Origin of the sequence: Burkholderia sp. 28_3, from assembly GCF_003253915.1 — a bacterium.
GTDB classification, from domain to species: domain Bacteria; phylum Pseudomonadota; class Gammaproteobacteria; order Burkholderiales; family Burkholderiaceae; genus Burkholderia; species Burkholderia cenocepacia.
In genome coordinates, this window is record NZ_QKZF01000006.1 from 23,826 (window position 1) to 49,351 (window position 25,526).

Below are 25,526 nucleotides of genomic sequence, written 5' to 3' on the forward strand. Positions count from 1 at the left end.
CAAGCGGACGACGGACGGTGAGCATGCCGCTTGACCATGCCAGCCGGACGAGGCTTCAGTCGGACTTCAGGAGGATTCCACTTCGACATAGCGACTCGTATGTACAGCCGCCGAGCTGAACAGGGCAGGAAACGCAGCTGACAGTAGAAGCAGCAGGGCAACGCAGCGGTACAAGGCATTCTCCTTCAGACGCCGGCCATCTTACCGCGTCGGGCAACGCTGCCCGGTGCCGACACAGGATCCATTACATCCGTGGCGGAAGTGGCGATCAAGAATGGCGCGATCAATCATCCACGAATTCGTTGGCGCGGGAATCGGCGTGCCGACCTGACGGCGGTTTTCCCGGGCGAAGAAGGCGGGTTCTCCAGCCTTGCCCCGTTGGATAGCCTTGTCGATGATCGCGTCACCGAATGCTTGGCGCAGACTCGACACCCATGCGGCGATTTCCGGCGTTGGATGCGTCCAGGCTGGCCGTTGCCATGACGCCCGAAGGCGCATCGAAAAAAGTCAACCTGACGAATAGCGATCAGCCAGTCAGCCAGCGAGCGTACTTCCGCACGCTTCCAGGCGTCTCCGGTGCGCCGAGGTTCTTGCGGGTTGTTGTTTCCATTGCTCGATGTCTTTCTGCAACCGCGTTGCGAGGTGCAGAAACTCCCGATATTCCGTTTCCTGCCCATGCTGGAACTGGTCCACAAGGGTCTCCCCGTGGACATCCGCTGCTGTGGCGCCCTCTGCGAAGCGGCTCAGCCGCCACTTCACGTCCGATGCTGGACGCTCGGGCAGAGGCTATAGCCAGGGCCATACGGCCGGCCGCGCCTATGGGAGAACAGGAAGGCCCCGTGGGGAAGATGCCGACCTCCCGCCGATTTCAGGAGGCGCCGCCCTCCCGCCCGGATGGACGTGGAGGGGCTTCGGAGCATGGCAATGATCCACTCCATTGTGGATATGCTTGTAACCGTAGTAACAAAAAAAGTGAAATATTTTTTTCTGCTGAGCAGTTCCACCAGCTGGCCATGGAGGCTGCAAATTCCGGTAATTCGTGCTGCCACGGCGGCTCTCCGCCATGGTCCATCCTTTGATGGTCCTGAACAACCGGGGAAATTGTCATGTCACAAAAATTTTCGAGATAAGTTACCGTTCTGCCCGTTCTATTGTAATGTAACGATGGTTACTTTAGAATCGTCGGCATGAACACTCAGAACTGGTTACTCCTGACCTACAAGGTGCCCGCCGAACCCGCCAGGAAACGCGTTGCGCTCTGGCGCAAGCTCAAGGGCATGGGTGCGGTCTATCTGCAAAGCGGCGTCTGCCTGCTGCCCAGGACGGACGACCATATCCGCCGCCTCAAGATCATCGAAAACGAGATCGACGGGATGTCGGGCGAGTCTGTCCTGCTCGAGACCGTCGCCCTCGATCGGGGGCAGGAGGAAAAGGTCGTCGGCCGCTTCAAGGCGGATCGCAACGAGGAGTACGTCGAATTCCTCGACAAGTGCAGGGATTTCGAGGCGGAGATTGCGAAAGAGACTGCAGACAGCCACTTCACCTATGCGGAGCTTGAGGAAAACGACGTCGATTTCAGGAAGCTCGAGTCGTGGCTGGAGAAGATCGTGAAGCTCGACTTCTACGGCGCGCCCCTGGCTGCCGAAGCCGCCACACGGCTGAAGGAATGCGAAGCGTTGCTCGACACCTATGCCCAGCGTGTTTTCGAGGCACACGACGAAAACCACCTCACGCCACCCCGACCGCAATAACAAACAGCAGGCTCGCCATGACCACATTGACCGTTCTTACCTACAACACCCTGTTCGCCGGCCGCGACGGCGGCGATGATCGCCGCGCGCAGGCTCAGGTCGGGCTGATCAACGATCTTCGGCCCGACGTCTTCCTGATGCAGGAAGCAAAGGGCTTCGATGCGAACGGCGGTGCGTGGCTCCACGCGCTCGAACAGCAGATTGCCATGCGCGGCTTTCTGGCTGTTGCACCGCGCACTGGCCAGAACATCGCCATCTTCATTCGCGAGCCGCTGCGCCCGTTGGGCTTCGAGGCCGACGGTGCAAACTTCCATCACACGCTCGCGACACTGCGGGTCGCGGTCCCCGGCAGCGAACTGCCCGTCACCTTCATCAGCGCCCATCTGTGCCCGAACGGGCCGGAGATTCGCCGCCGGGAAGCCGCCTATCTGGCTGTCCATGCTGCCCCCGAGCGACTGACGCTCGTCACGGGTGACTTCAATTCCGCTTCGCCGCATGACTCCGAGCCGGAGGACTGGGCCGCACTTGCGCCGCACCACCGTGCCCGCTATGTGGCCGACGACCTGCAGGGCATCGACCGCAGCGTGCTCGCGCATCTGGAAGCGGCCGGCTGGGTCGACCTCGGCCAGGAACTGGACGCGGCCGGTGTCCCGACGGTTCCCACAGCGGCCTACCGCGATGCCGAGTTCGCCACCATGCGCTGCGACTACCTGCTGGCGTCCAGCGGGCTCGCCGCGAAGGCCCGCAGTTATCAGGTCATCCGCAACAGCATCACCGACACGGCCTCCGACCATTACCCCGTGCTCGCGACATTCGAGTTGTAGTCATGGGCAGGCACGAGGGCCACGACCGCCAGGATCGCCACCTACCGTATCTGATGCCGCTGACTCCACGTGTCGGTAGCGAACAGGCGAAGAGAAGGGATCACGACATGAGTGAAAACAACGAAGTCGCTGCGACTGCAGTACCCGCCGAGTCGCCAAAAAATTGGCTTAACCGCACCGTGGCGGGCGCGGGGATTACGAGTGCGCTTGGCGATTTCTGCTATGAGACAACGACTGTTATCCTGCCCGGCTTTCTGGCCGTACTCGGCGTTCCAGCCGCCATGCTGGGCATCATCGAAGGCATTGCCGATGCCGTGGCCGCATTCACGAAGATGGTCTCGGGCTACATCGCCGACCGGCTGGGGCATCGCAAGCTGCTGGTTTTGCTCGGCTATGGCCTGACACCGGTCGGACAGGTGCTGATCGCGCTGGCGGCGGGCTGGCCCTTGCTGCTGCTTGGACGCATCGTGTCGTGGTTTGGCAAGGGACTGCGCGGCCCGCTGCGCGATGCGATCGTGATTCAGGCCGTGTCGCCGGCAACGCGCGGCCGGGCGTTCGGCTTTCACCGGGCGGCCGATACGATCGGTGCCGTGCTCGGCCCGTTGCTCGGCGTCGCGTTGCTGGGCTGGGCAAAGGCATTGCCCTGGCTCGGCGCCACAGGCCCGTTCCGTCTGGCCCTGTGGGCCTCGGTGATTCCAGGCGTGCTGGCCGTGCTGGCGTTTCTGACACTGGTCAGGGACCCAGAGCGTTCGTCGAATCCGGCGCTCAGATTTTTCAGCTCGCTGCGCACCTTGCCACGGCGGTTCAGGCGCTATCTCGGGGCCGTTGGCATTTTCGGCATCGGCGATTTCTCCCACAGCCTGCTGATTCTGGCCGCGACGACCCTGCTCACACCGAGACTCGGCACGATCGAGGCCGCACAGGTGGCGGGCCTGCTTTACGTGTGGCGCAATGTCGTTCAGGTTGCGGTCTCGTATCCGGTGGGCGTGGCAGCCGACCGGACCGGCCATCTCCCCGTGCTGGTTGCGGGGTACGTGCTGGGCGCGCTCACGGCAGCGCTGATGGCGCTCGCGTTCTGGTGGCACATCGACAGCGTGCCTTTGCTGGCAGGTATTTTTCTGGTCGCCGGGCTGTATGTCGCCGTGCAGGAAGCGCTGGAATCGACGGTCACTGCGGAAATGGTCCAGCCCGATACGCTCGCCATCAGCTATGGTGCGCTCGGCACCGTGAACGGTACGACAAAATTCGTTTCAAGCGCGATCGTCGGCACGGTATGGACAGCCGCCACCCCAATGCTTGGCTTCGCGCTGGCGGCTGTGCTGATGATCGCCGGAACCATCGCGCTCGCCCGCCTGGAAAGACGGGCATGACGGCATTGTGTCTTCGACGGTAGGGTGCATCGGGAATTTCGATTTTTGCGGCAAAGACCCGAGCCTGATCGATACATATCGCCGAGCACAGGTAATTTGGAAGTCGAACGCGAAGCCGTCGGCCTTTCGAATCCGCTGGTTCGGACAGCGCAGCTATGAGCTTCAACTGCTCCACATTGTCGTGCTCGGCATCTTGCATGAATACGTAACGCGCCAGTACGTCGGGCTGTATGCGAAGCCGCTCTGGCTGGTGTTTTATCTGGCCGCCGCCGCACTTGTCGCCCAAATCGTCTTCCGATATTTCTCCGAGCCCCTCAACAGGTTGTTCAGGCGCGGCGTTCTACATTCGTCCGCCGGATATGTGCGCTAGTGAGAGGTTGTTAGTTTCAGTCACGGGCCCCACATGCGTCTGTCCGCCATGTAGCGACCCGGCGAGGTCCCAGGTGCCTTGCCGAATATGGTCACAAAGCTGCGGCACGCTCATAATCCAGGTCGTCCACGCGCTGCTTCGCCGAAGTGCCGGTGCCCAGTTATTTCAGCGCAAGCAGGAAGTGGAGTTGCTGGCGAGAGCGAACAAAACACACGCCTCTCTCCTGATTGAGAAGACGTGCCAACATGCTTTCGCACCGGTCAGCATGCCGCGGTCGCGTCTGGCTCGTGCCGCAGCAGGAAGGATCGCCCATAAACAAACATCGTGACGATATTGCGAAGCCGGGTTTCGGGCGGCATTAGCATATGAAAATTGTCGATAGGTGTTACTGCGATGGGACGGCAGTAGCGTCCCACATGCCAGTCCCTGTTGGCGTCTGCTATGAGTGCGGGCGCACTTGCGGGGCGGATTATCAACTCACGCAGCGATGGTGCCGCGGAAAGCACACGCAGCAGTCCGACGGAACATTGATAGCTACGCTCGGTCGACAAAGACGGCATAGCATTTAATCATGGCAAGGACAGTGATTTTGCGCCGATGCCATCCACTCGAATTTCCGAGCCGTCATTTTCTGTCCTTTTGGAAGTTCCCAAAGTAAATGAATCTTGGTGTCTGGTCGGCAAAGCAGGTTCACCTTTGGGAAATCTTTGCGCATTTCCTTTTCCCTACACACAAAAATTCTCGACGGTATTCTCGCTGGTTATCATCATTTCGATATGCGTTACGTATATATTTTTAATAACCCACGCGCCATTTTTTACCGAATATGCCTAAATCTGGAAGTAATACTGTCGTAAACCGGTATGCAGTTCATCGAAAACCCAGATAGTGAGGTGCTTGTGAAATTTCTGTTTTCGGCAGTAGCTCTTGCCGCGCTTCCTCCCGTCGCAGCCTTTGCGCAGCAGTCGTCGAATCCTGCTGAATCGACCGACCAGCAGGTTCACGTGACCGTCAAGGTTACGTCTTCGTTCTACGGGTCGTTCACGCAGGAAAAGGATGTAGATATTCGGCAAACGGCGACATTCAGTAATCTATCCGGTGTCCATAAATCGATGAAGTATGATGGCCCCTGCACGCTGAACCCCGCACCTCGCGACATCCACGACGGAGTTGTGGTGAAGATCACACCGTTGCTGTACTCGAAGAACGGTCAGGTCGGGTTCGAGCAGGACGTTGCCGCAAGCAAGCTCCTCGGGTATCACGACTTCAACTCGGGCAAGTGCGGGAATATCTCCGAGGCGTCATGGGCGAGTGATTCTGACGGCTCTAGCGTGCTGGACCGCGTTGGTCAGCCGCTACAGATTCTGCACCAGGTAAATGATGCGAACGGCGCGCACCGGGATCTGGACGTGTCAGTCATTTTCACTCCGGTCACGGCTCGCTGAAAATCTCACGATGTGCGAAACGGGGCAGCGCAAGCGCTGCCCCATAGAATCCGCACGATCGCGTGTCTTTCGAAGCGCGGACTTTTGATTAATTTGTTTCAGCTCGGTAAGTCCACTCCCCACCTCGTAGCTCGCCGTCGTGCTTTTCCATACGTGCATCCTACAGGCAATCCGTCCTTGCCGTGGCTGCACGAAGTCAGGACGGCGGTCTGCGCTCATGACGTGCTCATGTCGCAGGATCGGCACAGTCCTCATCACCTGCCGGGTGAAACGCCTTCCGTCCCGAGCCTGCGTCGTCGCCGCCAGGAAGGTCCGGCATCCGTGCGTCTCGTCGCGTGAGCCACCCCGTTGACAGCAAGGGTGGCTTGGGTCTGACTGATGACGGCAGGCGCGACCAGGACGTCAACGTGTAGCGATGACCACACACCATCTTTCTCAGCGGAAACCATGCCGGCAATCAGTCGACAGGACGTGGAGGTTATCCACAGATGGTTGTGGCTAACTCCTGTACATCACCTTGGCTAACTGTGGGCGGAATCTGCATAACCTGTCGTTTGTTCTGCGCCCCGTAAACTTATCCTTGGCTCATGTTCGATGTTCCCAAAGAATCCTCAGAGTTCTAAAGTTCCTAAAACCTTGATTCACAGCGATTATTCGCGGTTTTCCACATAATAAAGGCGGCCTTGTTAACTGCTACTACGTTTACATCTATATGATGAAAGCTGTAAACGATAGTGGGCCTATTCAGCGTTGGACGACACGGCCGAGCTCAGCGATCCGTTCAGACTGCATCCCGAAATAAGACCTGGTGGACAACTTTTTCGGAGCCCTGACCCGCGCAGCGACTTCGGGTCATCGTTCGGACGGCCAACGGGACGTGGAGCGAAACCGACGAAGGCATCCCGGCCTTGGGAAGCTGCCCGACGGACGGTGCGCGGCCGGTCTGGCGAGATATCAGGATGCGCATGCTGGCCGCCCTTGACGGTTTGCGGATCAGTATCATCACCTCGCTCCCCTGTGGCGCATGCCTCGTCTCGCTGATACGGAGTGCGCGGGCTTAAGGTCTGTTGGCTGGCACGCTACCCGCATGACCGATGGACCACCGGTCTCCCGGCGAGCCGTCCGATCTACACGCAACCGTCGAGCCCCGCCTTGAAGACTTCTACCGGGAGCTGTTTGCCGATGAAAACGATCTTCGTTTCGCGGCGCTCGTCCGCCCGCCACGGTGTGCCCAGGTCGGCGCCGAAGATCATGTGGACGCCCTGGAAGACAAGGCGCCGGTCGGCCCCCGCGACGTTCAGCACGCCCTTGTAGCGCAGCATCGACGTACCGTAGATCGTCACGATGGTGCTGAAGAAGGCTTCGAGTTTTTCCTGGTCGAGCGGCGCGGTGTTGCGGTAGACGAACGACGTCACGTCGTCATCGTGCGTGTGCGAAACGTCCTGCAGGAAGTCCGGCTCGATCTCGACGATCGCATCGAGGTCGAAACTGCGGGTGTCCAGCAGCTGGGTGAGATCGGTCTTGCCAAAGTGTGACTCGCGGATGGGCGCGCGCGGGTTCATCTGTCGCAGCCGCTGCATCAGCGCCTGGGTTTGGGCTTCGCCGGCGAGGTCCGCTTTCGAGACCAGGATACGGTCGGCGAACCCGACCTGTTCCTGGGCTTCATGATGCTCGTCGAGCTGGTCGGCACCGTGGCGGGCGTCAACGACGGTGACGATGGCGTCGAGCAGGTACCGCTCCTGCACGGCCTCGTCGGCGAAGAAAGTCTGGGCAACGGGTGCGGGATCGGCAAGACCCGTGGTCTCCACAATCACACGGTCGAAGCCGAGTTCACCCGCGTCCCGCCGGGCCGCAAGCGTCGAGAGGATCCGCACGAGGTCGCCGCGCACGGTGCAGCAGATGCAGCCGTTGTTCATCTCGATGATCTGCTCGTTGCCGTCCTGGACCAGCAGTTCGTTGTCGATGCCGGCTTCGCCGAATTCGTTCTCGATGACGGCAACCCGGCCACCATGGTGCTCGGTAAGAATCCGGTTGAGCAGGGTGGTTTTGCCGGCACCCAGGAAACCGGTGAGGATGGTGACGGGGATACGCGACAGTTCGGCGGGGGCTTGCATGGTAGCTCCTGGACTCGTGAGAGTTAAAAAGTGTTCTCTGTATATGTAATGTTATATCATTTCATTTAGGTGGCCATAACCCCTGACGAAAGGAAAACCAGATGAAAGAAAACCACGAGATCGATGCGAATATGACCCGGCGTCACCTGTTGCACGCGACTGCGGCGAAGGCCCGGATACCGGCCCTTTCCCACGCGGTGATCGCTGCAGCCGTACTTCTTGGCTGTGTCAACACGGCGTCGGCGGCCCCGGCCGTGATCAAGGCGATCGGCGTCGAGAACGAATATGCGGATGTCATTTCGCAGATTGGTGGCCAGTACGTCCAGGTGACGGCGATCGAGACGGATCCGAACACCGATCCGCATACGTTCGAGGTCAACCCGAAGGTAGCAGGCGAAATCGCGTCCGCTGACCTTGTGGTCAAGAACGGCGTCGGATACGACGCCTGGGCCGACAAGATCATCGCAGCGGCACCGAATGCCAGACGCAAGGTGATCGACGTCCAGCACCTGCTCGGTCTGTCCGACAGCACGCCGAACCCGCATCTGTGGTACGACCCGAAGACGATGCCGGCCGTCGCAAAGGAGATTGCGGCGGACCTTGCCGCGCTGGATCCAGCGCAGGCGGGCTACTTCCAGGCCAACGCGAAGAAGTTCGATGCGTCGCTCAAGCCCTGGCTTGCGGCGATTGCTGCGTTCAAGGCCCATCACGCGGGTACTCCCGTTGCCGTGACGGAGCCCGTTGCGGACTACATGCTGGAGGCGGCAGGCATCGACATCCAGACGCCCTACAGCATGCAGGCGGCCATCATGAACGGCACCGACCCGTCGCCGCAGGACGTGACGAAGCAGAACGCCCTGTTCACGGACCACAAGGTGAAGGTGTTCGTCTATAACCAGCAGGTCACGGATGCACTCACGCAGTCGTTCCTTGCGCTGGCGAAGAAGAATGGCATCCCGGTCGTGGGTGTCTACGAGACCATGCCGACACCGGGCTTCACGTACCAGTCGTGGATGGTGGCTGAGGTCAACGCCCTCGACAGGGCTGTGACAGGCAAGGGGTCGACCGAAGTGCTGCACGCAGGGAAATAACGGCATGTGTCACGGGAGTGAGGTGCTGGTTGTCGAGGGTGTGAGTGTCTCGTTCCCCGGGCATACCGTTCTGCATGGCGTGGGTTTTACCATGGAGGCGGGCCAGTTCTGCGGGCTGATCGGGTCGAATGGATCGGGCAAGACGACCCTCCTGCGCACGATCCTCGGATTCCAGAAGCCCGATGCGGGCCGTATCCGCATCAACGGAGCGGGCGGTCGGGCATCCATCGGCTATGTGCCGCAGCAGATCGTGCTGGACCCGTACCTGCCGCTGCGGGCCCGCGACCTGGTTGCCCTGGGCCTTGACGGGCGACGTATCGGGCTGCCGCTGCCTTCGCGCAGGCGCCGCGAGGCAGTCGAGTCAACACTGCAGGCGGTGGAGGCCCAGTCCTTCGCCGACCAGCGTATGGGCGACCTCTCCGGTGGCCAGCAGCAGCGGGTACTGATCGGACATGCGCTGATTCGCAAACCGCGCCTGCTGCTGCTTGACGAGCCGCTTGCCAGCCTCGACGTGCGCAGCGTCGCGGGCATTGTCGGGCTGCTGCACCGGTTGTGCGTGGAACAGGGGATTGCCGTGCTGCTGTCGGCTCACGACATGAACCCGCTGCTGCCGGTGATGGACCGCATCGTGTATCTCGCCAACGGACATGCGGCGAGCGGGTCCACGCAGGAGGTGGTGCGCAGCGAGGTGCTGGGCAGGCTGTACGGCTACCACATCGATGTCGTCCGGGTGCATGGCCGTGTGCTCGTCATCGCAGCGGGCAGTCCGGATAAAAGCCGTGCGCAGCACCCGCACGATCCCGTTCATGTGGCGCGGATTCCATGACGGTCGCGGACATTTTCTTCACATCGATTGTCGGGCCAGGTTTCCTGACGAGCGGTCCCGTGCATACGGCGATCGTAGTGGGCGGCGGTGCGGCGCTCGTGTCGGCCGTGATCGGTGTCTTTACGGTGATGCGGGGGCAGTCCTTTGCCGGGCATGCGCTCGCGGATGTGAGTAGCGCAGGCGGCGCGGCATCGTTCCTGCTGGGCGTCAATCCGCTGCTGGGTTTTCTCGTCATGGCGGTGCTGGCGGCCACGGGTATGGAGCTGGTACGGATCCGGCGGGCGCGTGAGCGCGATCTCGTGACCGGCGTCGTGCTCGGTGCGGGGCTGGGGCTGACTGCGCTCTTCCTGTATCTCGATGTCACCTCGCACAGCACGACGGGTGCCGCCATCACGGTGATGTTCGGTTCGATGTTTGCCATTCCCGCGTCAATCATCGCGCCGGCGCTTGCCGTCGGGGCCGGTTCGCTGATCCTGATTGCAGCGCTCTACCGCCCGTTGCTGCTAAGTTCAGTCGATCCCGAACTCGCTGCTGTCCAGGGCGTCCATGTACGGCTCGTGAGCCTGCTGCATCTGCTCGCCCTGGCACTGGCGGTTTCGCTCTCCGCCATTACGGTGGGTGCCATCCTGTCGACCGCGCTGCTGATCGGACCGGCAGCGATTGCGCTGCGCATGGTGAAGCGCCCGGGATGGGCGGTCCTCCTGTCCGCGCTGATCGGGCTGCTCGTGACCTGGCTTGGCATCCTGCTCGCTTGGGACAGCTACTACTGGACGCCGGGCCACGGCTGGCCGGTGAGCTTCTTTGTGGTCACACTCATTTTTGTGTTCTATGTCGCCGCTGGCTGGTGGACGCGGAACACCGGGCGCGGCCGGGACGTGAACACCGGGTTCGGCGCGCCCTCACAGGCGGAGGTCTGACGATGTTCGCGAGCTTCATGATCAATACCTGGCTCGTGGCGACGATCGTGGCTGTGGTCGCGGGCTGCGTTGGCTTCTTCGTGGTGGTCAGGGGCGCGTCGTTCGCAGCGCATGCGTTGCCGCTCGGTACGTTTCCGGGCGCGGCGGCGGCGAGCCTGCTGGGCGTCAATCCACTCGTGGGCCTGGTCATGGCCGCTGCTGCTGGTGTCGTGGGCATCGCCTGGCTGGGGCGCCGCGGCCGGCATGAGGTGGCGACAGCCCTGTGTCTTATGATGCTGCTGGGTCTCGGCGCGCTATTTTTAAGCACGACAACCGAGTACTCGCAGGCGGTCTATGCGCTGCTCTTCGGTGAAGTACTGGGCGTGAGCGACAGCGATCTGCTGGCAGTCGCACTGATCAGCGCGGCGTGTCTGGTGCTCGTCGCGTTGCTGTTCCGTCCGCTGCTGCTCGGCTCGGTGTCGGCCGAACTGATCGAGGCGCAGGGGGTATCGAGCCAGTGGGTCGAATTCGCGTTTCTCGCTATCCTGGCGCTCGCCACAGCCATGGCATTGCCCGTAGTGGGTGCCCTGCTGGTGTTCAGTCTGATGGTGGGGCCGGCGTGTGCCGCCCGGTCGTGCTGTAGCCGTCCAGGACCTGCGGTATTCCTTTCTGTCGTGTTTTCGCTCGTGACCGTCTGGGTTGCCATCGCACTGTCGTATGTGTCGGACTGGCCGGTCGGCTTCTTCGTCGGCGCGATGGGCGCGATGTTATATGGACTGGGCTGGGCATGGACACGGGCGCAACGACCGGCCGCTCGCGTCGTTGTTCGCTTTTAGGCGTGTTTCCGACTGTTCGGATATGCCGTTCACGTTGCCGCATCCAGTATCCGGGGACGCGAAGGTACGCAACATGTGCCAATGGTGACAATCTTTCGAATTGCCGATGCGAACGGCTCGAAGTGGTCGGCTTACTACCTGATGCGGCAGCCCGAGGTCGACCCGTTACGGTCGTTCGATCCCGTCTGACCAAAGCGGCGCTTATGGGGTATAAGGGCCAGTCGGCGTCGACCAGCGTAAACGGATTGCGCGACATGCGGCATTTTTAAGCCATTGACCGCCACGCCGCTAACCGAACGATAGGACGGGGCGCACAACGTCAAGGAAAGTAGGGTAGCGTAAAAAAACCGGCTCGCGTGAGCCGGGTTCTATGCACTGTCGTGTTACGACGCGCTCGCGCCTCCCAGCCAATTCTCGGGGACGGGGATGTTCCAGTCCCGCAGGTGGTCCGCGCCGCAATCTAGCAGCAGATCAAGCGCTTCATCGTCCGCACTCGCTGTGTCGATGCCCAGCTCTTCGCCGGCCACGCGCAGCGCTTCGGCTCTCGCCTCGGCCTTGCGTTTAGCATTGCTCATTTTCAGTATCCTCAGCAAGGACGGCAGTCTGCTCACGCTGCTGAATGCGACCGTCACGGGAAAGCGGGAGGTCCGGGTTCATGTTACCGGTTCGCCGCTCACGGAGCGCGGGTTTTTCGGCTGAATACGCCTCACGCACATCGAAAAACTGGAACGCGACTGCGCGGCCGGCACTTTCGAGGTATTCGGGCTGGCCAAGACACGTACATGGAAGGTTCGGGAGGAGTAAACCGCAAAGGGCCCTGTCAGGAGAACACAAAATGCTCACTTGACAGGGCCCTTTGCGGAAGGGATGGGATTCGAACCCACGACAGGCTTTCACCTGTACCAGCTTCGCAGGCTGGCACCATAAACCACTCGGACACCCTTGGAGACTCACAGCGAAGTGACAGTCTCGAAAGGATTGGGGGAACACTATCACAATCGCATAACCATGTCAATAGTCTGAATGCATGGCATTCGGGCGCGCGAGGCAGGGTCCATGCCCTGAAGGGGGCTGACGCCCCCGGAACGGGCCCGGACGGAGGAAAACTGGGCGTTCGTGAACTAACTCGGTGGGCCTATAAACTAGATAAAATATGAATTATTTTTTTAATTTCAACTACTTATAAAGGAATCGAATGTATATTGCGTGCACCTCCATCTAGAAAGAAGTTTGTGGGATAGTTAAAAATTCGCTGTGTGTCCCAGTTCCGGTTGAGGCTCCCATGAGCGAACTAATCAAAACGATTGCTGAATCCATTGAACTCCTGGCGGACAAGTCCGCCGCCCTTATGCCGCTGTTGCAGATCATCGCCATCATCATTGCGCTGGTGGTGATTGGACTCATGGTGACGCATGGGAGCAAGGGATGAAGGTGAAACCGTGGTCAAAGATGCCCGTCGATTGGTGCGGGGACGAACGGCTCAAGAGCTTTACGTGGCGCACGGAGAGGGCGGCGGGCACGGCGGCGCTGATGCTGTATTTCGTCATCTGTCACCTCGCCTCCGAGGCAAAACATCAGCTCAAAGACCTGGTGACTAGGGTGCCAGCCGATCCTTCGCTGTCTCCCGCCGAGGATACGGTTGCACATCTCACCTACGACGATTTTGAGGTGATGGCGGGGCTGTCAAGAAAACTGGTCTCAAACGGGCTGTCGGTCCTCGTCGAGAAACGGATGATCGAACGTCTGGGAAACGCCAGGGCGAGTGACTATGCGCTGCTTGGATCGTCACACAGGCAATTTGCCAAGCTGCCCGGGAAAGCGCTGGTTTCCGGCGGTGGCGACAGTTTCCGACCGCTGGTACAGATGCACCTTCGCAGCCGGTGCGAGCTGGACGCGCTCAAGCTCTACTACTACTACGCGTTCATCCGCGACCGGAGTCACCTGTACTCGGAGGCCGCGTTCGAGACGATTTTTGAAAAAACCGGCGTTTCTGAACGCAACATTCCCGCAGCGAATGCACTCCTGGTGGCTACACAATTTCTGGCCCGGATCGATCCCGGTTCGGGGGCAGGCTTTCGGAAGCGAAAAGCGGGGGCGAACTGTTACTACCTGACCGGCTACACGAGTTTCCCGGATACCCGAGCGGTGGCGGAAGATCAATAAAGGGAAGGGCATGAGGCGCCGTCAGGAGGTGTGGGTAGCCAACTAAGAACGGCCCGTTTCGGCAGCGGCCAGCCGTTTGAACGTCTCCGCTGTCCGGATGATGAACGTCTGGAACTGGCCGGGCTGGGACACGTGCGACATCTGGCCCGACGTCAGTCGCACAAACGTTGCCACGTAGTAGCACGACTGTGGCGCCAGCCGCACTTTGAAAATCGATCACTACAGGGTGGCACAAACCCGCCGCTGAAAGGCGTACCGGGGTGTACTGCTCCGGTGCCGCCCGTGCGTGGACGCACGGGCGCGGGCAATCACCCCAGATAGCTTGCCCGCAGATGCGTGCCGCAAACGCCTAGATGCGTAGTGCGAAGCCGCACGAAAAGCAATCCAGAGGGCACCATCATGGGCGCGCTTCACCAAGGGCCATGCGTCCCAACTCGCCTTTGTCGCCTGTTCTGCGCTATGTCCCGATTGTCACTGCCGGAGTCAGCCGCGCGGCCTTCCTGCCCGCGGTTCCGCAGCGCACTCCTGCTGCTGGCGTGCCCGGCGCTGGTCGCGCTGGCTGGCTGCCCGTCGGCCGCGATCAGTGTCAAGATCAAGCCCGCACAACTGTTATTCCGTCCGTGACAATTGATCCCGTCGCCCGCGGCGGCGACAGCCTACTTAGCTAGCTGCCATTTGAGGTGTCCCCCGGAAAAAAGGGGCTGATGGCAATCGAGGCCTTCGAGCTTCTTTTCCAGTATGCGAAGGTCACGGCGACGCGTCATTCCACGAGCATCGTCGCCGTGGAGGCAGAAGGCGAGGAACTGATCAAGATCGCCGACCTATTACGAAAGGGGCCGCAGACGCCAGCGACCGAAGCCCAAGCTTGTGTAGCCAGTTTGGCCGCAGGGCGACCTAGTCGGCGGTCGCGTTGGGCGCGGGGAGGGGATCAGTACCCTCGCCGAGAATGGCGAGATACCGGCGATAACCGAACACGCGCCCGCGTCGCCGACCGGTCACTTCCTCCACAACGCCAAGCCGCTCGAGATCGGCAAGTGCAGCGTTGATGGTCGGGGCCGATAGCCCCGTACGATCAACGAGAATGTTTGCGGTAAGGAACGGATTTTCCTGCAGGAGATCATGAACGCGTAGCGCCGATCCCGCACGGTCGCTTTCGGTCGTGATGCGTTCCCGATCTTCCTTGAACAGGCTGACGATCCGTGTAGCGGCTTCGAATGCCTGATTAGCCGTTTCCGCAACGCCGGTGAGGAAAAACTCGAGCCAAGGTTCCCAGGCCCCGCGTTCGCGAACTTCCTGAAGGAGCCGGTAGTAATCCGCGCGATGTGTCTTGAGATACAGGCTGAGATATAGCAGCGGGGACCGCAACACCCCGTGGACGTTGAGGTAAAGAGTAACAAGCAGGCGACCGATCCGGCCATTGCCATCAAGGAACGGATGAATGGTCTCGAACTGTACATGGAGGAGTCCGGCCCTGATAAGTGCGGGTAGACGTGTGCCTTCATCGTGCATAAATTTTTCGAGCGCATCCAGGCAGTGGCTCAATTCGTTGACTGGTGGGGGCACGTACAGCGCATTTCCCGGGCGGGTACCGCCAATCCAGTTCTGTGATCTCCTGAATTCCCCTGGGCTCTTGGTCCCGCCACGACCACCTTGCAACAGGCGGGCGTGCATCTCGCGAATCAGGCGAAGTGACAGGGGTAGATCACGCAGCCTGTCCAGACCGTACATCATCGCGTCCACGTAGTTCGAGACTTCGCGGATATCGTCGACCGGTTGACCAGCCTGCGCCTCAGTCTCGAAGCGCAGAAGATCCGTTAGGGTGGACTGCGTACCTTCGATCTGCGACGACAAAACGGCTTCCTTACGTACGTACATGTAGAGGAAGAGCTCTTGGCGGGGGAGAAGCATTGTGATGCCGTCCAGTCGCCCCAGCGCGCGCTCGGCAAGACTTAGCTTGTCCAGCAGGCTCATGACATCGATGGGCGGTTCGGGAGGCAGGCGTGGCGGGACGAAGGCACGTATGGTCTCCCCGCCGACGGTAGTCTGCACAAAGCGACCGAGTCGGGAATGTGTCGTCGTTTCATCAGTCATGGGCGGATTATCGCCGTCGGATGCTAATTAAACAATGGACGCCTGACTTAATTAACGGGGGGGCTAATGTAAGTGGCCTTAAATAGGCGGCACTGGACGCGGATGGACAGCTATTGACTCGCGCGCCAGATAGGAGCAAGCGGGCAGGACATGTGCGTGTCCGAAAGGCGGGAGTCAGGATGCGGGTTTGGTTGAACCCGTTGACCCTTTGAAGGGGTATTTTTGGGCCGTTGAACCTTTGTTGAACCTTTGCCGGATTTCGGGCAAAGAAAAAGGGCTTAGCATTCGCTAAGCCCTTGAATTCTTTGGTGGGGCGTGAGTGACTCGAACACTCGACCTACGGATTAAGAGTCCGCTGCTCTACCAACTGAGCTAACGCCCCCAACAGAAGAAAGATTATGCCGGGGTTTTCAGGACATGGCAAGCCCTTTGTGCAAATTTCCTGAAAATATTTCGTCAAGACAACCGCGGCTGTCAGCGCGGTAACGAGCGATCGCAGTTTGCGCGCTCCCGGTATGATGACGCCACACGCGTTGCGCGGCGGTCGCGCAACGTTTTCTGGACATCCGAAGATGGACGAAAACGCAGTCCGCGAATTGCTGGATCGCCTGCTGGCCCCGTGGGTCCGCTCGCTGGGTCTGGTCCCCGTGTCGATCGGCGATGACAGCGTCACGCTGCGCCTGCCGTTTTCCGGCGAGTTCCGCCATTCGGGCGGCATCATCTGCGGCCAGGTGTTCACGGCGGCCGCCGACACCGCGATGGTGGTCGCGATCTCGTCGGCGCTCGGCGAATTCCGGCCGATGACGACGGTGTCGCTGAACACGAACTTCATGCGTCCCGTGCGCAAGGGCGACGTGCTCGTCACCGCGCGCGTGCTGCGGATGGGCCGCAACCTCGTGTTCGGCGAAGTCGAGCTGTTCGACGAGGACGGCAAGATGGCCGTTCACGCGACGTCGACCTACGCGCTCGTCAACTGAGCGGCGCGATGTTCGACCAGATCGTATTCGCGGGCGGCGGCAATCGCTGCTGGTGGCAGGCCGGCTTCTGGGACGTCGCGCGGCCGGCCCTCGACCTGCGCCCGCGCGTGATCACCGGCATCTCGGCCGGCGCGGCCACCGCGTGCATGCTGTATACACGCGACGCCGCGTGGGTGATGCGCTATTACGAAGAAGCGCTGCGCCACAACCGGAAGAATGCGTACTGGGGCAACCTGTTCGGGCGCGAGCCCGTGTTTCCGCATTACCGGATCTATCGTCAGGCGCTGCTCGACATTTACGGCGAGCCGTTCGCGAAGCTCGCCACGGCGCCGGAGATCCGCATCGGCGTGTCGCACGTGCCGCGCTGGCTCGGCGCGCGCAGCGCCGTCGCGGCCGGCCTCGTCGCATACAACATCGAGAAGTACGTGCGCAAGACGCTGCACCCGACGCTCGGGCGCACGCTCGGTTTCCGGCCCGAATTCGTGCGGGCGCAGGCCTGCACGCAAGTCGACGAGCTCGCCGACCTGATCCTGCAGTCGTCCTGCACGCCGCCGTTCACGCCGGTGCTGCGGCGTGGCGGCCGGCCGGTGCTCGACGGCGGGATGGTCGACAACGTGCCGGTCGATGCGCTCGATCCGTCGCCGGGCGACGTGCTGGTGCTCGTCACCCGGCTGTATCCGCGTCCGCAGATGTTCACGGTCGCGCATGGCGACCAGCGGCGGTTGTATGTGCAGCCGTCGAGCAAGGTACCGATTTCTAGCTGGGACTACACGAGCCCGTCGCAGATGCGGCATGCGTACGATCTCGGACGGCGCGACGGCGAGCACTTCCTTGCGCGCGTCGGCGCGATGACGGGCGGCCGCGTGGCCGCCTGACGAGCGGGGAATGAAACGGTGGGGCCGCGCGGCGCGCGCGGCCCGTGCGATCAGCGCTTGCGGATCGGCATCAGCGCTTCCGGGTTGGCGACGCTCGACATGTCGCCGTCGTCGAACGCGAGAATGTTGCGGAATGCGGCGCTGAAATACAGTTCGTAGCTTTCGCGTTCGACGTAGCCGATGTGCGGCGTGCAGATCACGTTTTCCATCCGCAGCAGGCTGTAGCCCTGCAGGATCGGCTCGCTTTCGAACACGTCGATCGCGACCATCCCCGGACGGTTGTGCGACAGCGCGTTGACGAGCGCGTTTTCCTCGAGCAGCTCGGCGCGGCTCGTATTGACGAGCAGCGACGTCGGCTTCATCCGCATCAGGTCTTCCTGCTTCACGATGCCGCGCGTGTCGTCATGCAGGCGCAGGTGCAGCGACAGCACGTCGCTCTGCTCGAACAGCGCTTCGCGGCTGGCGGCGGCCGTGTAGCCGTCGGCGCGTGCGGCTTCGAGCGAATGCTCGCGGCCCCATACCAGCACGTTCATCCCGAACGCCTTGCCGTAACCGGCGACGAGCCGGCCGATCTTCCCGTAGCCCCAGATGCCGAGCGTCTGGCCGCGCAGCACTTGGCCGAGGCCGAAGTTCGGCGGCAGCGCCGACGTCTTCAGGCCCGACTGCTGCCACGCGCCTTGCTTCAGGTTCGCGACGTATTGCGGAATGCGGCGCTGGGCGGCCATCACGAGCGCCCAGGTCAGCTCGGCCGGCGCGACCGGCGAACCGGTGCCTTCTAGCACCGCGATGCCGCGGTCGGTACACGCGTCGAGATCGATGTGGCTCGACACGCGGCCGGTCTGGCTGATCATGCGCAGGTTCGGCAGCTTCGACAGCAGCTGCGAGGTAATCGGGGTCCGTTCACGAATCAGCACGAGCGCCTCGACTTCCGCCAGACGGCTGGCGAGCTGTCCCAGGCCGCGCACCGTATTGTTGAAGACCTTTACGTCGTGGCCGGCGAGCATCTCGAAGCAGTTCAGCTTGCGGACGGCGTCCTGGTAGTCGTCGAGGATGGCAATTTTCATGGTGAACGGGGTGTCGCGCGTTGAAAGCGGCCGTGGCGGTGGCGCACGTTGCGCGCCCGTCCCGCCCGGCCGGGGCCGACATGATGCAACGTCGGCCGCCTTCGTGGTGTCTTTTTAACAGGTTGTTACGCTCCGCCGCAATCGGCGCCGGCCACACCCGGCGCCGCTCCTGCGCCGTGCGACGGGGTGCGCTGTTGTGTCGCATCAAATAGGTCCTTCCTGATTCGGCCACTTCCTCGACGAGGTTCACCCAATTGTTGCTCCAAGCAGAATAATTGGATCAACTATCCGCGGAAGGCGAGGATTTTTGACTATTTTTATCGTCAACCGGCCCCTTGTTGAGCAACTCTGCATCATTTCCGCTGTCGTAGGAGAATTACGCATTTGCTTCATCTTTTTGAAGTTGTAACAGCGGCAGGAGTCGTTTATGGATCATTTGCAGTCGATGCGCGTGTTCGTCAAGGTTGCAGATCTCGGCAGTTTCGCGCGGGCCGCGAGCGCAATGGATATCTCCAACGCGGTCGCGACGCGCCACGTCGCCGATCTGGAAGGCCGGCTCGGCACGCGTTTGCTTAACCGCACCACGCGCAGCCTCTCCCTGACGGAGTCGGGTCAGGTCTATCTGGAGCGTGCCCGCCAGATCCTCGACGAGCTCGAGGATGTCGAGCAGATGGTCGTCGCACGCAATCACGAGCCGGTCGGCACGCTGCGCATCGTTGCGCCGGTCGTGTTCGGCCTGCACAACCTCGCGCCCGTGCTGCAGTCGTACACGGAGAATTTCCCGAAGGTGGTGCCGGATCTCACGCTGGTCGACCGGCAGGTCGATCTCGTCGAGGAAGGCTTCGACGTCGGCATCGTCGTCACGCGCCAGATGCGCAGCGCGAGCATCGTCACGCGGCGCCTGACCACCGGCTGCATGACCGTGTGCGCGACGCCGAGCTATCTCGAGAAGCACGGCGTGCCGACGCATCCGGAACAGCTCGCCGAGCATCCGGCGCTGAGCCTGCCGACCGAATACTGGGGCGACGAGCGCGTGTTCACGGGGCCGGACGGCGAAGTGCGCGTGCGCCCGACCAACGTGATCGTCGCGAACAACACCGCGATGCTGCGCCAGTTCGCGTTGCTCGGGATGGGGGTCGCGATCCTGCCGAGCTACCTGATCGGCAGCGACATCGCGCGCGGCGCGCTCGTGCGGCTGCTGCCGGATTTCCGGCTGCCGCAGGTCGAGATCAACATCGCCTACCCGAGCCGGCGCCATCTGCCGGCGAAGGTGCGCACGTTCATCGACCATCTCGTCGAGCATTTCAGCCATTCGACCGACGCGATGATGGGCGAACAGTGGGCCGCGCAGGGCGCGACGCTGCCGCCGATCGGCGTCGAGATGCGTGCCGAGCAGCCCGAATCGACCGATCCGAACCTGCAGCCGCGTCTGGCGCGTTCGCCGCGCACGCGCGTGGCGGTGCCGTCGCCGCTGTAACGGCTCGGCGGCCCAGGCCCGGCAGCGCCCCAGCCGGCACAAAGAAAAAACGCGGATCGTTCGATCCGCGTTTTTTTATGGCTGCGTGCCGGCGCCGGACGCGCCGCCCGGCGGCCGGGCCGTCACGAACCCGTCTTGCGCGCCGTGGTTTTGCGGGCGGCGGTCTTGCGGGCCGGTGCCGGTTTCTCCTCGGCGCCTTCCGTCACGGTTTCGGCGTCCTTCGTCGCCGATTTGGCCGTCTTCTTCGCGGCGGCGGCTTTCGGCTCCTTCTTCTCGAACTCGAAACCGATCTTGCCGTCCGGCTGCTTCACGAGGAACGCCTTGAAGTTGCGGCCGGTGCGCGACGACTTGAAGTTCGGCAGCAGATCCGTGCGGCCGTCGGCCAGCAGCTTGCCCATCTGCTCGCGCGTGATTTCCTGTTGCAGGATCACCTTGCCCGAGCGGAAGTCGCAGGTCTTCGGGTTCGCGACCGAGTGCTCGCACACATAGCTCATCCCGTGCTCGAACACGCGGCCCTTGCACTTCGGGCACGCGCCGACCGGTTCCTGCGCGGAGAAGTCGGGCGCTTCGCCTTCCTCGCCGCCCTGGTCCTGGCCGAAATCGAACTCGAGCTTGTAGTTCTTCGTCTCGTCGTCGAAGGACAGCTTGAGGATCGCCGAGAACGGGCGGCCCATCTTGCTGCGGAACCCGGACAGCGGCCCGATTTCCTTCTTCTGCAGCAGCTCCTCGACTTCCGGAATCTCGAACTGCCGGCTGCCCGGGATCTTCGAGATCGAGAAGTCGCACTTCGTGCACGCGAAGCGGCGGTAGTTTTCCTTCACCTGGCCGCCGCAGTTCGGGCACGGCGTCTCGAGCGTCGCGTAGTCGCCGGGGATCGTGTCGGAATCGTATTCCTTCGCGCGCTTGACGATCTGCTGCGTCATGCGGGCGATTTCCTGCATGAACGCGTCGCGGCCGAGATTGCCGCGCTCCATCTGCGACAGCTTGTATTCCCATTCGCCGGTGAGCTCGGGCGCGGTGAGTTCCTTCACGCCGAGGCCGCGCAGCAGCGTCATCAGCTGGAATGCCTTTGCGGTCGGGATCAGTTCGCGGCCCTCGCGCAGCAGGTACTTCTCGCCGAGCAGGCCTTCGATGATCGCCGCGCGCGTCGCCGGCGTGCCGAGACCTTTCGCGGCCATCGCCTCGCGCAACTCGTCGTCCTCGACCAGCTTGCCGGCGCCTTCCATCGCGGACAGCAGCGTCGCTTCCGAGTAGCGTGCGGGCGGCTTGGTCACGAGCGCGACGGCGGCGATTTCGTCCGTTTTCACCTTCTCGTCCTTCTGCACCGGCACGAGGTTCGCGTCCGCGCCTTCGGCGTCGCGGCCGTACACCTGCAGCCAGCCCGGTTCGACGAGCACCTTGCCTTCGGTCTTGAAGTGATGGCCGGCGACTTCGGTGATGCGCGTCGTCACGCGGAATTCGGCGGCCGGGAAGAACACCGCGAGGAAGCGCTTCACGACCATGTCGTACAGCTTCTGCTCCGGCTCGGACAGCGACTTCGGCGCCTGCAGCGTCGGGATGATGGCAAAGTGATCGCTGATCTTCGAGTTGTCGAAGATCCGCTTGTTCGGCTTCACCCAGCCCTTGTCGAGCACCTGCTTGGCATGCGGCAGGTAGTTGTGGCTCTCCTTGAGCATCTCGAGCGTGGACTGGACCGTCGACAGGTAGTCTTCCGGCAGCGCGCGCGCGTCGGTACGCGGGTAGGTCAGCACCTTGTGCTTTTCATACAGCGCCTGGGCGAGGCCGAGCGTGTTCTTCGCGGAGAAGCCGAAGCGGCTGTTCGCCTCGCGCTGCAGGCTCGTCAGGTCGAACAGCAGCGGCGACAGCTGCGTCGACGGCTTCGATTCCTCGGACACCGTGCCGACCTGGTCGCGGCAGGCGGCGACGATCGTTTCGGCGGCCGGCAGGCTCCACAGGCGGGAATCGCGCTTTTCCGGATCGAATTCGTCGCGCTTGAATTTCGGGTCGAACCACTTGCCTTCGTAGAAGCCGCCCGCGCACGCGAATTCGGCTTTCACTTCCCAGTAGTCGCGCGGGATGAAGCGGCGGATTTTCTCTTCGCGTTCGACGACGATCGACAACGTTGGCGTCTGAACGCGACCGACGGTGGTCAGGAAGAAGCCGCCGCCCTTGCTGTTGAACGCGGTCATCGCGCGGGTGCCGTTGATCCCGACGAGCCAGTCGGCTTCCGAGCGGCAGCGTGCGGCGTCGGCGAGCGGCTGCATGTCGGAGTCGCTGCGCAGGTTCGCGAAACCGTCGCGGATCGCCTGCGGCGTCATCGATTGCAGCCACAGGCGCTGGACCGGCTGCTTGGCCTTCGCGTGCTGCGCGATCAGGCGGAAAATCAGCTCGCCTTCGCGCCCCGCGTCACATGCGTTGATCAGGCGGTCGACGTCCTTGCGCTTCATCAGCTTCGTGAGCACCTTGAGGCGCGACTCGCTTTTTGCGATCGGGTTCAGGTCGAAATGCGGGGGAATGACGGGCAGATGCGCGAAGCTCCATTTCCCGCGCTTGACCTCGTACTCTTCCGGGGCGGCGATTTCCAGCAGGTGGCCGACAGCGGACGAAAGGACGAAATCGTCGCTCTCGTAATACTCGTCATGCTTGGTAAAGCCGCCCAAAGCGCGTGCGATGTCGTTCGCGACAGAAGGCTTTTCCGCAATGATCAGTGCTTTGGACATGACAGGTGTGTGTTGGTAGACCGGGTTCGCCGGTTGTGGGTCCCTTTTACGACCGCTTTATAGCACACGCCGCAGCGACGGCGGCTCGGCGTGTAAAAAGCGGCTCATCATAGAGGGGGGCCGCAACGGCGGCAAGCGTCCGACGCGGCGGCGCGCGCAAACGGGCGCAAAACCGCCGGGCCGGCCGCGAATTCAGGCTTCGACGTTCAGGACGTCGCGCAATTTCGGTGCGTGCGGCGCACCCGGCACCGCGCTCAGGTCGGACAGCATGCGCTCGACGATCGCCGCGTGCGGCAGCACCGTGCCGAAGAAGCGCGCGGTGTGGGCATCCTCGATCAGGATGGTCGGGAAGTTCTCGACGTCGAGATCGTCGAGCCGGTCGGCATGGGTTTCGATGTCGATCCAGGCGAAGCAGGCGTCCGGATGCGCGTCGGCGAGCTGGTCGAAGGCGGTGCGGTAGTCGCGGCACGTGCCGCACCACTCGGCGCACAGGCAGGCGACCAGCAACGTGCCGGGATCGGCGAGGCGCTCGGCGATCCGATCGGCATCGGTGTCGAGATTCAGCGCGGGCATGGCATTCCTTGGGTAGCGTCGGCGGCCGGGCCGCCCCTATGCTGGGGAATGTAGCACGCCCCGCGTGGAGGGGGTGGGCGCTGCGTCAAGCCGCGCGAAGCGGCCGCCGGCGACGCTCGCGACGCGGCCGGCCAGTTCCAGCGCGAGCAGCGCGCCATGCAGCACGTCGTCGGACAGGCCGCTGTGTTCGGCCAGCCATTCGTATGTCACGGGGCCGTATCCCAGGGCGGCGAGCACCGCTCGTTCCGACGGATTGCCTGGTGGAGCGGCTTCGATTGAGGCCGGTGCGGTGGTCGCCGCCGTGCGATTCGCTTGCGCGATGCCGGCAGTTTCAGGTTCGCGGAGCGCGTCGGTGTTCGAGCCCTGATTGCCGGCTCGCATTGCGCCGCTCGTTGCGCGCGCCGCCGGTTCGCCCAGCCCGTATTCCTCGAGCACGTCGAGCGGCGCCGCGGTGAGCTTCGCGCCGTCGCGGATCAGCGCGTGGCAGCCCTGCGCGAGCGGGGCGTGGATCGAACCGGGTATCGCGAACACGTCGCGCCCCAATTCGTTCGCGAGCCGCGCGGTGATCAGCGAGCCCGAGCGCGGGGCGGCCTCGACGACGAGCGCGCCGATCGCGAGCGCGGCGATCAGCCGGTTGCGCTGCGGGAAATGCGCGGCGCGGGCCGGCGTGCCGAGCGGCCATTCCGACACGATCGCGCCGCGTGCGGCGATCTCGTGGGCGAGCGCGCGGTGCCGCGCCGGATAGACGAGATCGGCGCCCGTCGCGATCACCGCGACGGTGCCCGACCGGCCGTCGAGCCCGCCACGGTGCGCGGCGCCGTCGATCCCGAGCGCCAGGCCGGAGACGATCGTGAGGCCCGCGTCGGACAACGTGCGGGCGAACTGCGTGGCGTCGGCGAGCCCTTGCGGCGTCGCATGGCGACTGCCGACCACGGCGAGGCCGCGTGCGTGCAGCAGCTCGAGCCCTCCCTTTACATATAGCAGCGGCGGCGGATCGTGCAGGTCGCGCAGCCGCGGCGGGTAGGCCGGATCGCTCAGCGTGACGAGCACGTTGCCCGGCCCGTCGAGCCACGCAAGCGCGGCGGCGGTGCGCGTATCGAGATCGTCGCGCTCGCTCATGCGCACGGCCTGCGCGGCGGCGGGGCTGCTCACGGTGGCGATCGCCTCGTCGGACGCGCGCAGCAACGCCTCCGGCGAGCCGAATGCCGCGAGCAGCAGTTGCAGCACGGCAGGCGAGAGGCCGGGCGCATGCGCGAACTGCAGCCATGCGCGCAGCGCGGCGGGCGTCAGCGCTTGCGGCGACATGAGGCGGCCCTCGAATGCGGCGGCCAGCGAAGCGCGTGGCGCCATGATAAAATTTTCATCATCCGAAATACTCGACAGGGCCGTGCGCGCAGACGCCCGGCCGATTGCAGGAGGCGCGATCCGCGGCATTGATATGCCACGCATCCGCCTCATCTTCATTGCATCCCGGCGGCGACGCCAGCCGGCCGGATGGCCGATGCGGCACGCCGCTCCACCGAATACCGAACACCATGGCTTTGCTCAATATTCTTCATTACCCCGACAAGCGGCTGCACAAGGTCGCGAAGCCCGTCGACAAGGTCGACGACCGGATCCGCAAGCTCGTCGCCGACATGGCCGAGACCATGTACGCGGCGCCCGGCATCGGCCTGGCGGCTACGCAGGTCGACGTGCACGAGCGCGTGATCGTGATCGACGTCTCCGAGGAGAAGAACGAGCTGCGCGCGTTCATCAACCCGGAAATCGTGTGGTCGAGCGACGCGAAGCAGACTTATGAAGAAGGCTGCCTTTCGGTGCCCGGCATCTACGACGAAGTCGAGCGTCCCGACCACGTGCGCGTGCGTGCGCTCAACGAGCAGGGCGAGACGTTCGAGCTCGACTGCGAGGGCCTGCTCGCCGTGTGCGTCCAGCACGAGATGGATCACCTGATGGGCCGCGTGTTCGTCGAATACCTGTCGCCGCTCAAGCAGACGCGTATCAAGACGAAGATGAAGAAACTCGAACGCGCGATGTGATGCGCGTGCACCCAGCCCGACCCC

The 25,526-nt window shown here is 62.7% G+C and carries 24 protein-coding genes and 2 tRNA genes; 16 read left to right on the top strand and 10 right to left on the bottom strand.

Annotation, left to right across the window (positions count from 1 at the left end):
- Positions 1-201 precede the first annotated feature (201 nt).
- Positions 202-432: a hypothetical protein gene (locus DFS13_RS15045; protein ID WP_223274388.1), complete on the bottom strand. Its 231-nt coding sequence runs from the start codon at positions 430-432 to the stop codon at positions 202-204.
- A 492-nt stretch (positions 433-924) separates the two neighbouring features.
- Between DFS13_RS15045 and DFS13_RS39900 the strand changes: the two genes are divergently transcribed.
- The 6 genes from DFS13_RS39900 (at position 925) to DFS13_RS15070 (ending at position 5,760) form a co-directional block, all read left to right on the top strand.
- Entirely contained in the window at positions 925-1,191 is a 267-nt protein-coding gene (locus DFS13_RS39900) for a hypothetical protein (protein ID WP_134163151.1), read from the top strand.
- Entirely contained in the window at positions 1,188-1,751 is a 564-nt protein-coding gene (locus DFS13_RS15050) for a Chromate resistance protein ChrB (protein ID WP_012431357.1), read from the top strand. The genes DFS13_RS39900 and DFS13_RS15050 overlap by 4 nt, the downstream gene beginning before the upstream one ends.
- 17 nt (positions 1,752-1,768) lie before the next feature.
- Positions 1,769-2,575, top strand: coding sequence for an endonuclease/exonuclease/phosphatase family protein (locus DFS13_RS15055; RefSeq protein ID WP_012431358.1), 807 nt, complete (start codon positions 1,769-1,771; stop codon positions 2,573-2,575).
- A 107-nt stretch (positions 2,576-2,682) separates the two neighbouring features.
- Positions 2,683-3,945, top strand: a complete 1,263-nt coding sequence (locus DFS13_RS15060) for an MFS transporter (RefSeq protein ID WP_039364540.1) — start codon at positions 2,683-2,685, stop codon at positions 3,943-3,945.
- A gap of 7 nt (positions 3,946-3,952) precedes the next feature.
- Positions 3,953-4,315, top strand: coding sequence for a hypothetical protein (locus tag DFS13_RS15065; RefSeq protein ID WP_039364538.1), 363 nt, complete (start codon positions 3,953-3,955; stop codon positions 4,313-4,315).
- A gap of 863 nt (positions 4,316-5,178) precedes the next feature.
- Positions 5,179-5,760, top strand: a complete 582-nt coding sequence (locus tag DFS13_RS15070; RefSeq protein ID WP_012431360.1) for a hypothetical protein — start codon at positions 5,179-5,181, stop codon at positions 5,758-5,760.
- Positions 5,761-6,887: 1,127 nt separating this feature from the next.
- Here DFS13_RS15070 and DFS13_RS15075 read toward each other — a convergent pair.
- Positions 6,888-7,874 carry a GTP-binding protein gene (locus DFS13_RS15075; RefSeq protein WP_012431361.1) on the bottom strand — a complete coding sequence of 329 codons (987 nt, stop codon included), beginning with the start codon at positions 7,872-7,874 and terminating at the stop codon, positions 6,888-6,890.
- Positions 7,875-7,975: 101 nt separating this feature from the next.
- On the opposite strand from DFS13_RS15075, the gene DFS13_RS15080 reads away from it, so the two are divergent.
- Genes DFS13_RS15080 through DFS13_RS15095 form a run of 4 tightly spaced genes read left to right on the top strand, consistent with a single transcriptional unit; the run spans position 7,976 to position 11,523 of the window.
- Positions 7,976-8,965: a metal ABC transporter solute-binding protein, Zn/Mn family gene (locus DFS13_RS15080; RefSeq protein ID WP_012431362.1), complete on the top strand. Its 990-nt coding sequence runs from the start codon at positions 7,976-7,978 to the stop codon at positions 8,963-8,965.
- A 22-nt stretch (positions 8,966-8,987) separates the two neighbouring features.
- Positions 8,988-9,791, top strand: a complete 804-nt coding sequence (locus DFS13_RS15085) for a metal ABC transporter ATP-binding protein (RefSeq protein ID WP_223274387.1) — start codon at positions 8,988-8,990, stop codon at positions 9,789-9,791.
- Positions 9,788-10,708, top strand: coding sequence for a metal ABC transporter permease (locus DFS13_RS15090; protein ID WP_012431364.1), 921 nt, complete (start codon positions 9,788-9,790; stop codon positions 10,706-10,708). The genes DFS13_RS15085 and DFS13_RS15090 overlap by 4 nt, the downstream gene beginning before the upstream one ends.
- Positions 10,709-10,710: 2 nt before the next feature.
- Positions 10,711-11,523, top strand: a complete 813-nt coding sequence (locus DFS13_RS15095) for a metal ABC transporter permease (protein ID WP_012431365.1) — start codon at positions 10,711-10,713, stop codon at positions 11,521-11,523.
- A 383-nt stretch (positions 11,524-11,906) separates the two neighbouring features.
- On the opposite strand, the gene DFS13_RS15100 is transcribed toward DFS13_RS15095, so the two are convergent.
- Entirely contained in the window at positions 11,907-12,098 is a 192-nt protein-coding gene (locus tag DFS13_RS15100) for a hypothetical protein (RefSeq protein ID WP_012431366.1), read from the bottom strand.
- 284 nt (positions 12,099-12,382) lie between these two features.
- Positions 12,383-12,467: transfer RNA gene (locus tag DFS13_RS15105), tRNA-Arg, on the bottom strand.
- A gap of 338 nt (positions 12,468-12,805) precedes the next feature.
- Between DFS13_RS15105 and DFS13_RS40315 the strand changes: the two genes are divergently transcribed.
- Together DFS13_RS40315 and DFS13_RS15110 are read left to right on the top strand one after the other, a co-directional pair.
- Positions 12,806-12,952 carry a hypothetical protein gene (locus DFS13_RS40315; protein ID WP_012431367.1) on the top strand — a complete coding sequence of 49 codons (147 nt, stop codon included), beginning with the start codon at positions 12,806-12,808 and terminating at the stop codon, positions 12,950-12,952.
- Positions 12,949-13,686: a hypothetical protein gene (locus tag DFS13_RS15110; protein ID WP_012431368.1), complete on the top strand. Its 738-nt coding sequence runs from the start codon at positions 12,949-12,951 to the stop codon at positions 13,684-13,686. Before DFS13_RS40315 ends, DFS13_RS15110 begins: the two co-directional genes overlap by 4 nt.
- 894 nt (positions 13,687-14,580) lie before the next feature.
- On the opposite strand, the gene DFS13_RS15115 is transcribed toward DFS13_RS15110, so the two are convergent.
- Both DFS13_RS15115 and DFS13_RS15120 read right to left on the bottom strand, forming a co-directional pair.
- Positions 14,581-15,777, bottom strand: a complete 1,197-nt coding sequence (locus tag DFS13_RS15115) for a Fic family protein (protein WP_106352133.1) — start codon at positions 15,775-15,777, stop codon at positions 14,581-14,583.
- Between the two features lie 306 nt (positions 15,778-16,083).
- A tRNA-Lys gene (locus DFS13_RS15120) sits at positions 16,084-16,159 on the bottom strand.
- A gap of 190 nt (positions 16,160-16,349) precedes the next feature.
- Here DFS13_RS15120 and DFS13_RS15125 point away from each other — a divergent pair.
- Together DFS13_RS15125 and DFS13_RS15130 are read left to right on the top strand one after the other, a co-directional pair.
- Complete coding sequence (locus tag DFS13_RS15125; protein ID WP_034190217.1) at positions 16,350-16,754, top strand: PaaI family thioesterase; 405 nt, start codon at positions 16,350-16,352, stop codon at positions 16,752-16,754.
- Positions 16,755-16,762: 8 nt separating this feature from the next.
- Entirely contained in the window at positions 16,763-17,629 is an 867-nt protein-coding gene (locus DFS13_RS15130) for a patatin-like phospholipase family protein (protein WP_006491411.1), read from the top strand.
- 50 nt (positions 17,630-17,679) lie between these two features.
- Here the strand turns inward: DFS13_RS15130 and DFS13_RS15135 are convergent, their stop codons facing one another.
- Positions 17,680-18,693, bottom strand: coding sequence for a D-2-hydroxyacid dehydrogenase family protein (locus DFS13_RS15135; RefSeq protein ID WP_006495391.1), 1,014 nt, complete (start codon positions 18,691-18,693; stop codon positions 17,680-17,682).
- A gap of 427 nt (positions 18,694-19,120) precedes the next feature.
- Between DFS13_RS15135 and DFS13_RS15140 the strand changes: the two genes are divergently transcribed.
- Positions 19,121-20,170, top strand: coding sequence for a LysR family transcriptional regulator (locus DFS13_RS15140; RefSeq protein ID WP_006485796.1), 1,050 nt, complete (start codon positions 19,121-19,123; stop codon positions 20,168-20,170).
- A 122-nt stretch (positions 20,171-20,292) separates the two neighbouring features.
- Here DFS13_RS15140 and DFS13_RS15145 read toward each other — a convergent pair whose 3' ends face one another.
- From DFS13_RS15145 to dprA, 3 genes are all read right to left on the bottom strand, one after another.
- Positions 20,293-22,890, bottom strand: coding sequence for a DNA topoisomerase III (locus DFS13_RS15145; RefSeq protein ID WP_012492332.1), 2,598 nt, complete (start codon positions 22,888-22,890; stop codon positions 20,293-20,295).
- Between the two features lie 192 nt (positions 22,891-23,082).
- Positions 23,083-23,463 carry a thioredoxin family protein gene (locus DFS13_RS15150; protein WP_006485786.1) on the bottom strand — a complete coding sequence of 127 codons (381 nt, stop codon included), beginning with the start codon at positions 23,461-23,463 and terminating at the stop codon, positions 23,083-23,085.
- Positions 23,464-23,499: 36 nt separating this feature from the next.
- A complete protein-coding gene (gene dprA / locus DFS13_RS15155; protein ID WP_166677916.1) occupies positions 23,500-24,813 on the bottom strand; it encodes a DNA-processing protein DprA in 1,314 nt (437 codons plus the stop codon).
- A gap of 185 nt (positions 24,814-24,998) precedes the next feature.
- Here dprA and def point away from each other — a divergent pair, with 185 nt between their 5' ends.
- Entirely contained in the window at positions 24,999-25,502 is a 504-nt protein-coding gene (def, locus tag DFS13_RS15160) for a peptide deformylase (protein ID WP_006485794.1), read from the top strand.
- Positions 25,503-25,526 lie beyond the last annotated feature (24 nt).

Bases quoted from the DNA above. Each gene is read 5' to 3' on its own strand.
- DFS13_RS39900 (WP_134163151.1), top strand. From the start codon at position 925: ATGATCCACTCCATTGTGGATATGCTTGTAACCGTAGTAACAAAAAAA.
- DFS13_RS15050 (WP_012431357.1), top strand. From the start codon at position 1,188: ATGAACACTCAGAACTGGTTACTCCTGACCTACAAGGTGCCCGCCGAA.
- DFS13_RS15055 (WP_012431358.1), top strand. From the start codon at position 1,769: ATGACCACATTGACCGTTCTTACCTACAACACCCTGTTCGCCGGCCGC.
- DFS13_RS15060 (WP_039364540.1), top strand. From the start codon at position 2,683: ATGAGTGAAAACAACGAAGTCGCTGCGACTGCAGTACCCGCCGAGTCG.
- DFS13_RS15070 (WP_012431360.1), top strand. From the start codon at position 5,179: ATGCAGTTCATCGAAAACCCAGATAGTGAGGTGCTTGTGAAATTTCTG.
- DFS13_RS15075 (WP_012431361.1), bottom strand. From the start codon at position 7,874: ATGCAAGCCCCCGCCGAACTGTCGCGTATCCCCGTCACCATCCTCACC.
- DFS13_RS15080 (WP_012431362.1), top strand. From the start codon at position 7,976: ATGAAAGAAAACCACGAGATCGATGCGAATATGACCCGGCGTCACCTG.
- DFS13_RS15090 (WP_012431364.1), top strand. From the start codon at position 9,788: ATGACGGTCGCGGACATTTTCTTCACATCGATTGTCGGGCCAGGTTTC.
- DFS13_RS15095 (WP_012431365.1), top strand. From the start codon at position 10,711: ATGTTCGCGAGCTTCATGATCAATACCTGGCTCGTGGCGACGATCGTG.
- DFS13_RS15100 (WP_012431366.1), bottom strand. From the start codon at position 12,098: ATGAGCAATGCTAAACGCAAGGCCGAGGCGAGAGCCGAAGCGCTGCGC.
- DFS13_RS40315 (WP_012431367.1), top strand. From the start codon at position 12,806: ATGAGCGAACTAATCAAAACGATTGCTGAATCCATTGAACTCCTGGCG.
- DFS13_RS15110 (WP_012431368.1), top strand. From the start codon at position 12,949: ATGAAGGTGAAACCGTGGTCAAAGATGCCCGTCGATTGGTGCGGGGAC.
- DFS13_RS15115 (WP_106352133.1), bottom strand. From the start codon at position 15,777: ATGACTGATGAAACGACGACACATTCCCGACTCGGTCGCTTTGTGCAG.
- DFS13_RS15125 (WP_034190217.1), top strand. From the start codon at position 16,350: ATGGACGAAAACGCAGTCCGCGAATTGCTGGATCGCCTGCTGGCCCCG.
- DFS13_RS15130 (WP_006491411.1), top strand. From the start codon at position 16,763: ATGTTCGACCAGATCGTATTCGCGGGCGGCGGCAATCGCTGCTGGTGG.
- DFS13_RS15135 (WP_006495391.1), bottom strand. From the start codon at position 18,693: ATGAAAATTGCCATCCTCGACGACTACCAGGACGCCGTCCGCAAGCTG.
- DFS13_RS15140 (WP_006485796.1), top strand. From the start codon at position 19,121: ATGGATCATTTGCAGTCGATGCGCGTGTTCGTCAAGGTTGCAGATCTC.
- DFS13_RS15145 (WP_012492332.1), bottom strand. From the start codon at position 22,890: ATGTCCAAAGCACTGATCATTGCGGAAAAGCCTTCTGTCGCGAACGAC.
- DFS13_RS15150 (WP_006485786.1), bottom strand. From the start codon at position 23,463: ATGCCCGCGCTGAATCTCGACACCGATGCCGATCGGATCGCCGAGCGC.
- dprA (WP_166677916.1), bottom strand. From the start codon at position 24,813: ATGGCGCCACGCGCTTCGCTGGCCGCCGCATTCGAGGGCCGCCTCATG.
- def (WP_006485794.1), top strand. From the start codon at position 24,999: ATGGCTTTGCTCAATATTCTTCATTACCCCGACAAGCGGCTGCACAAG.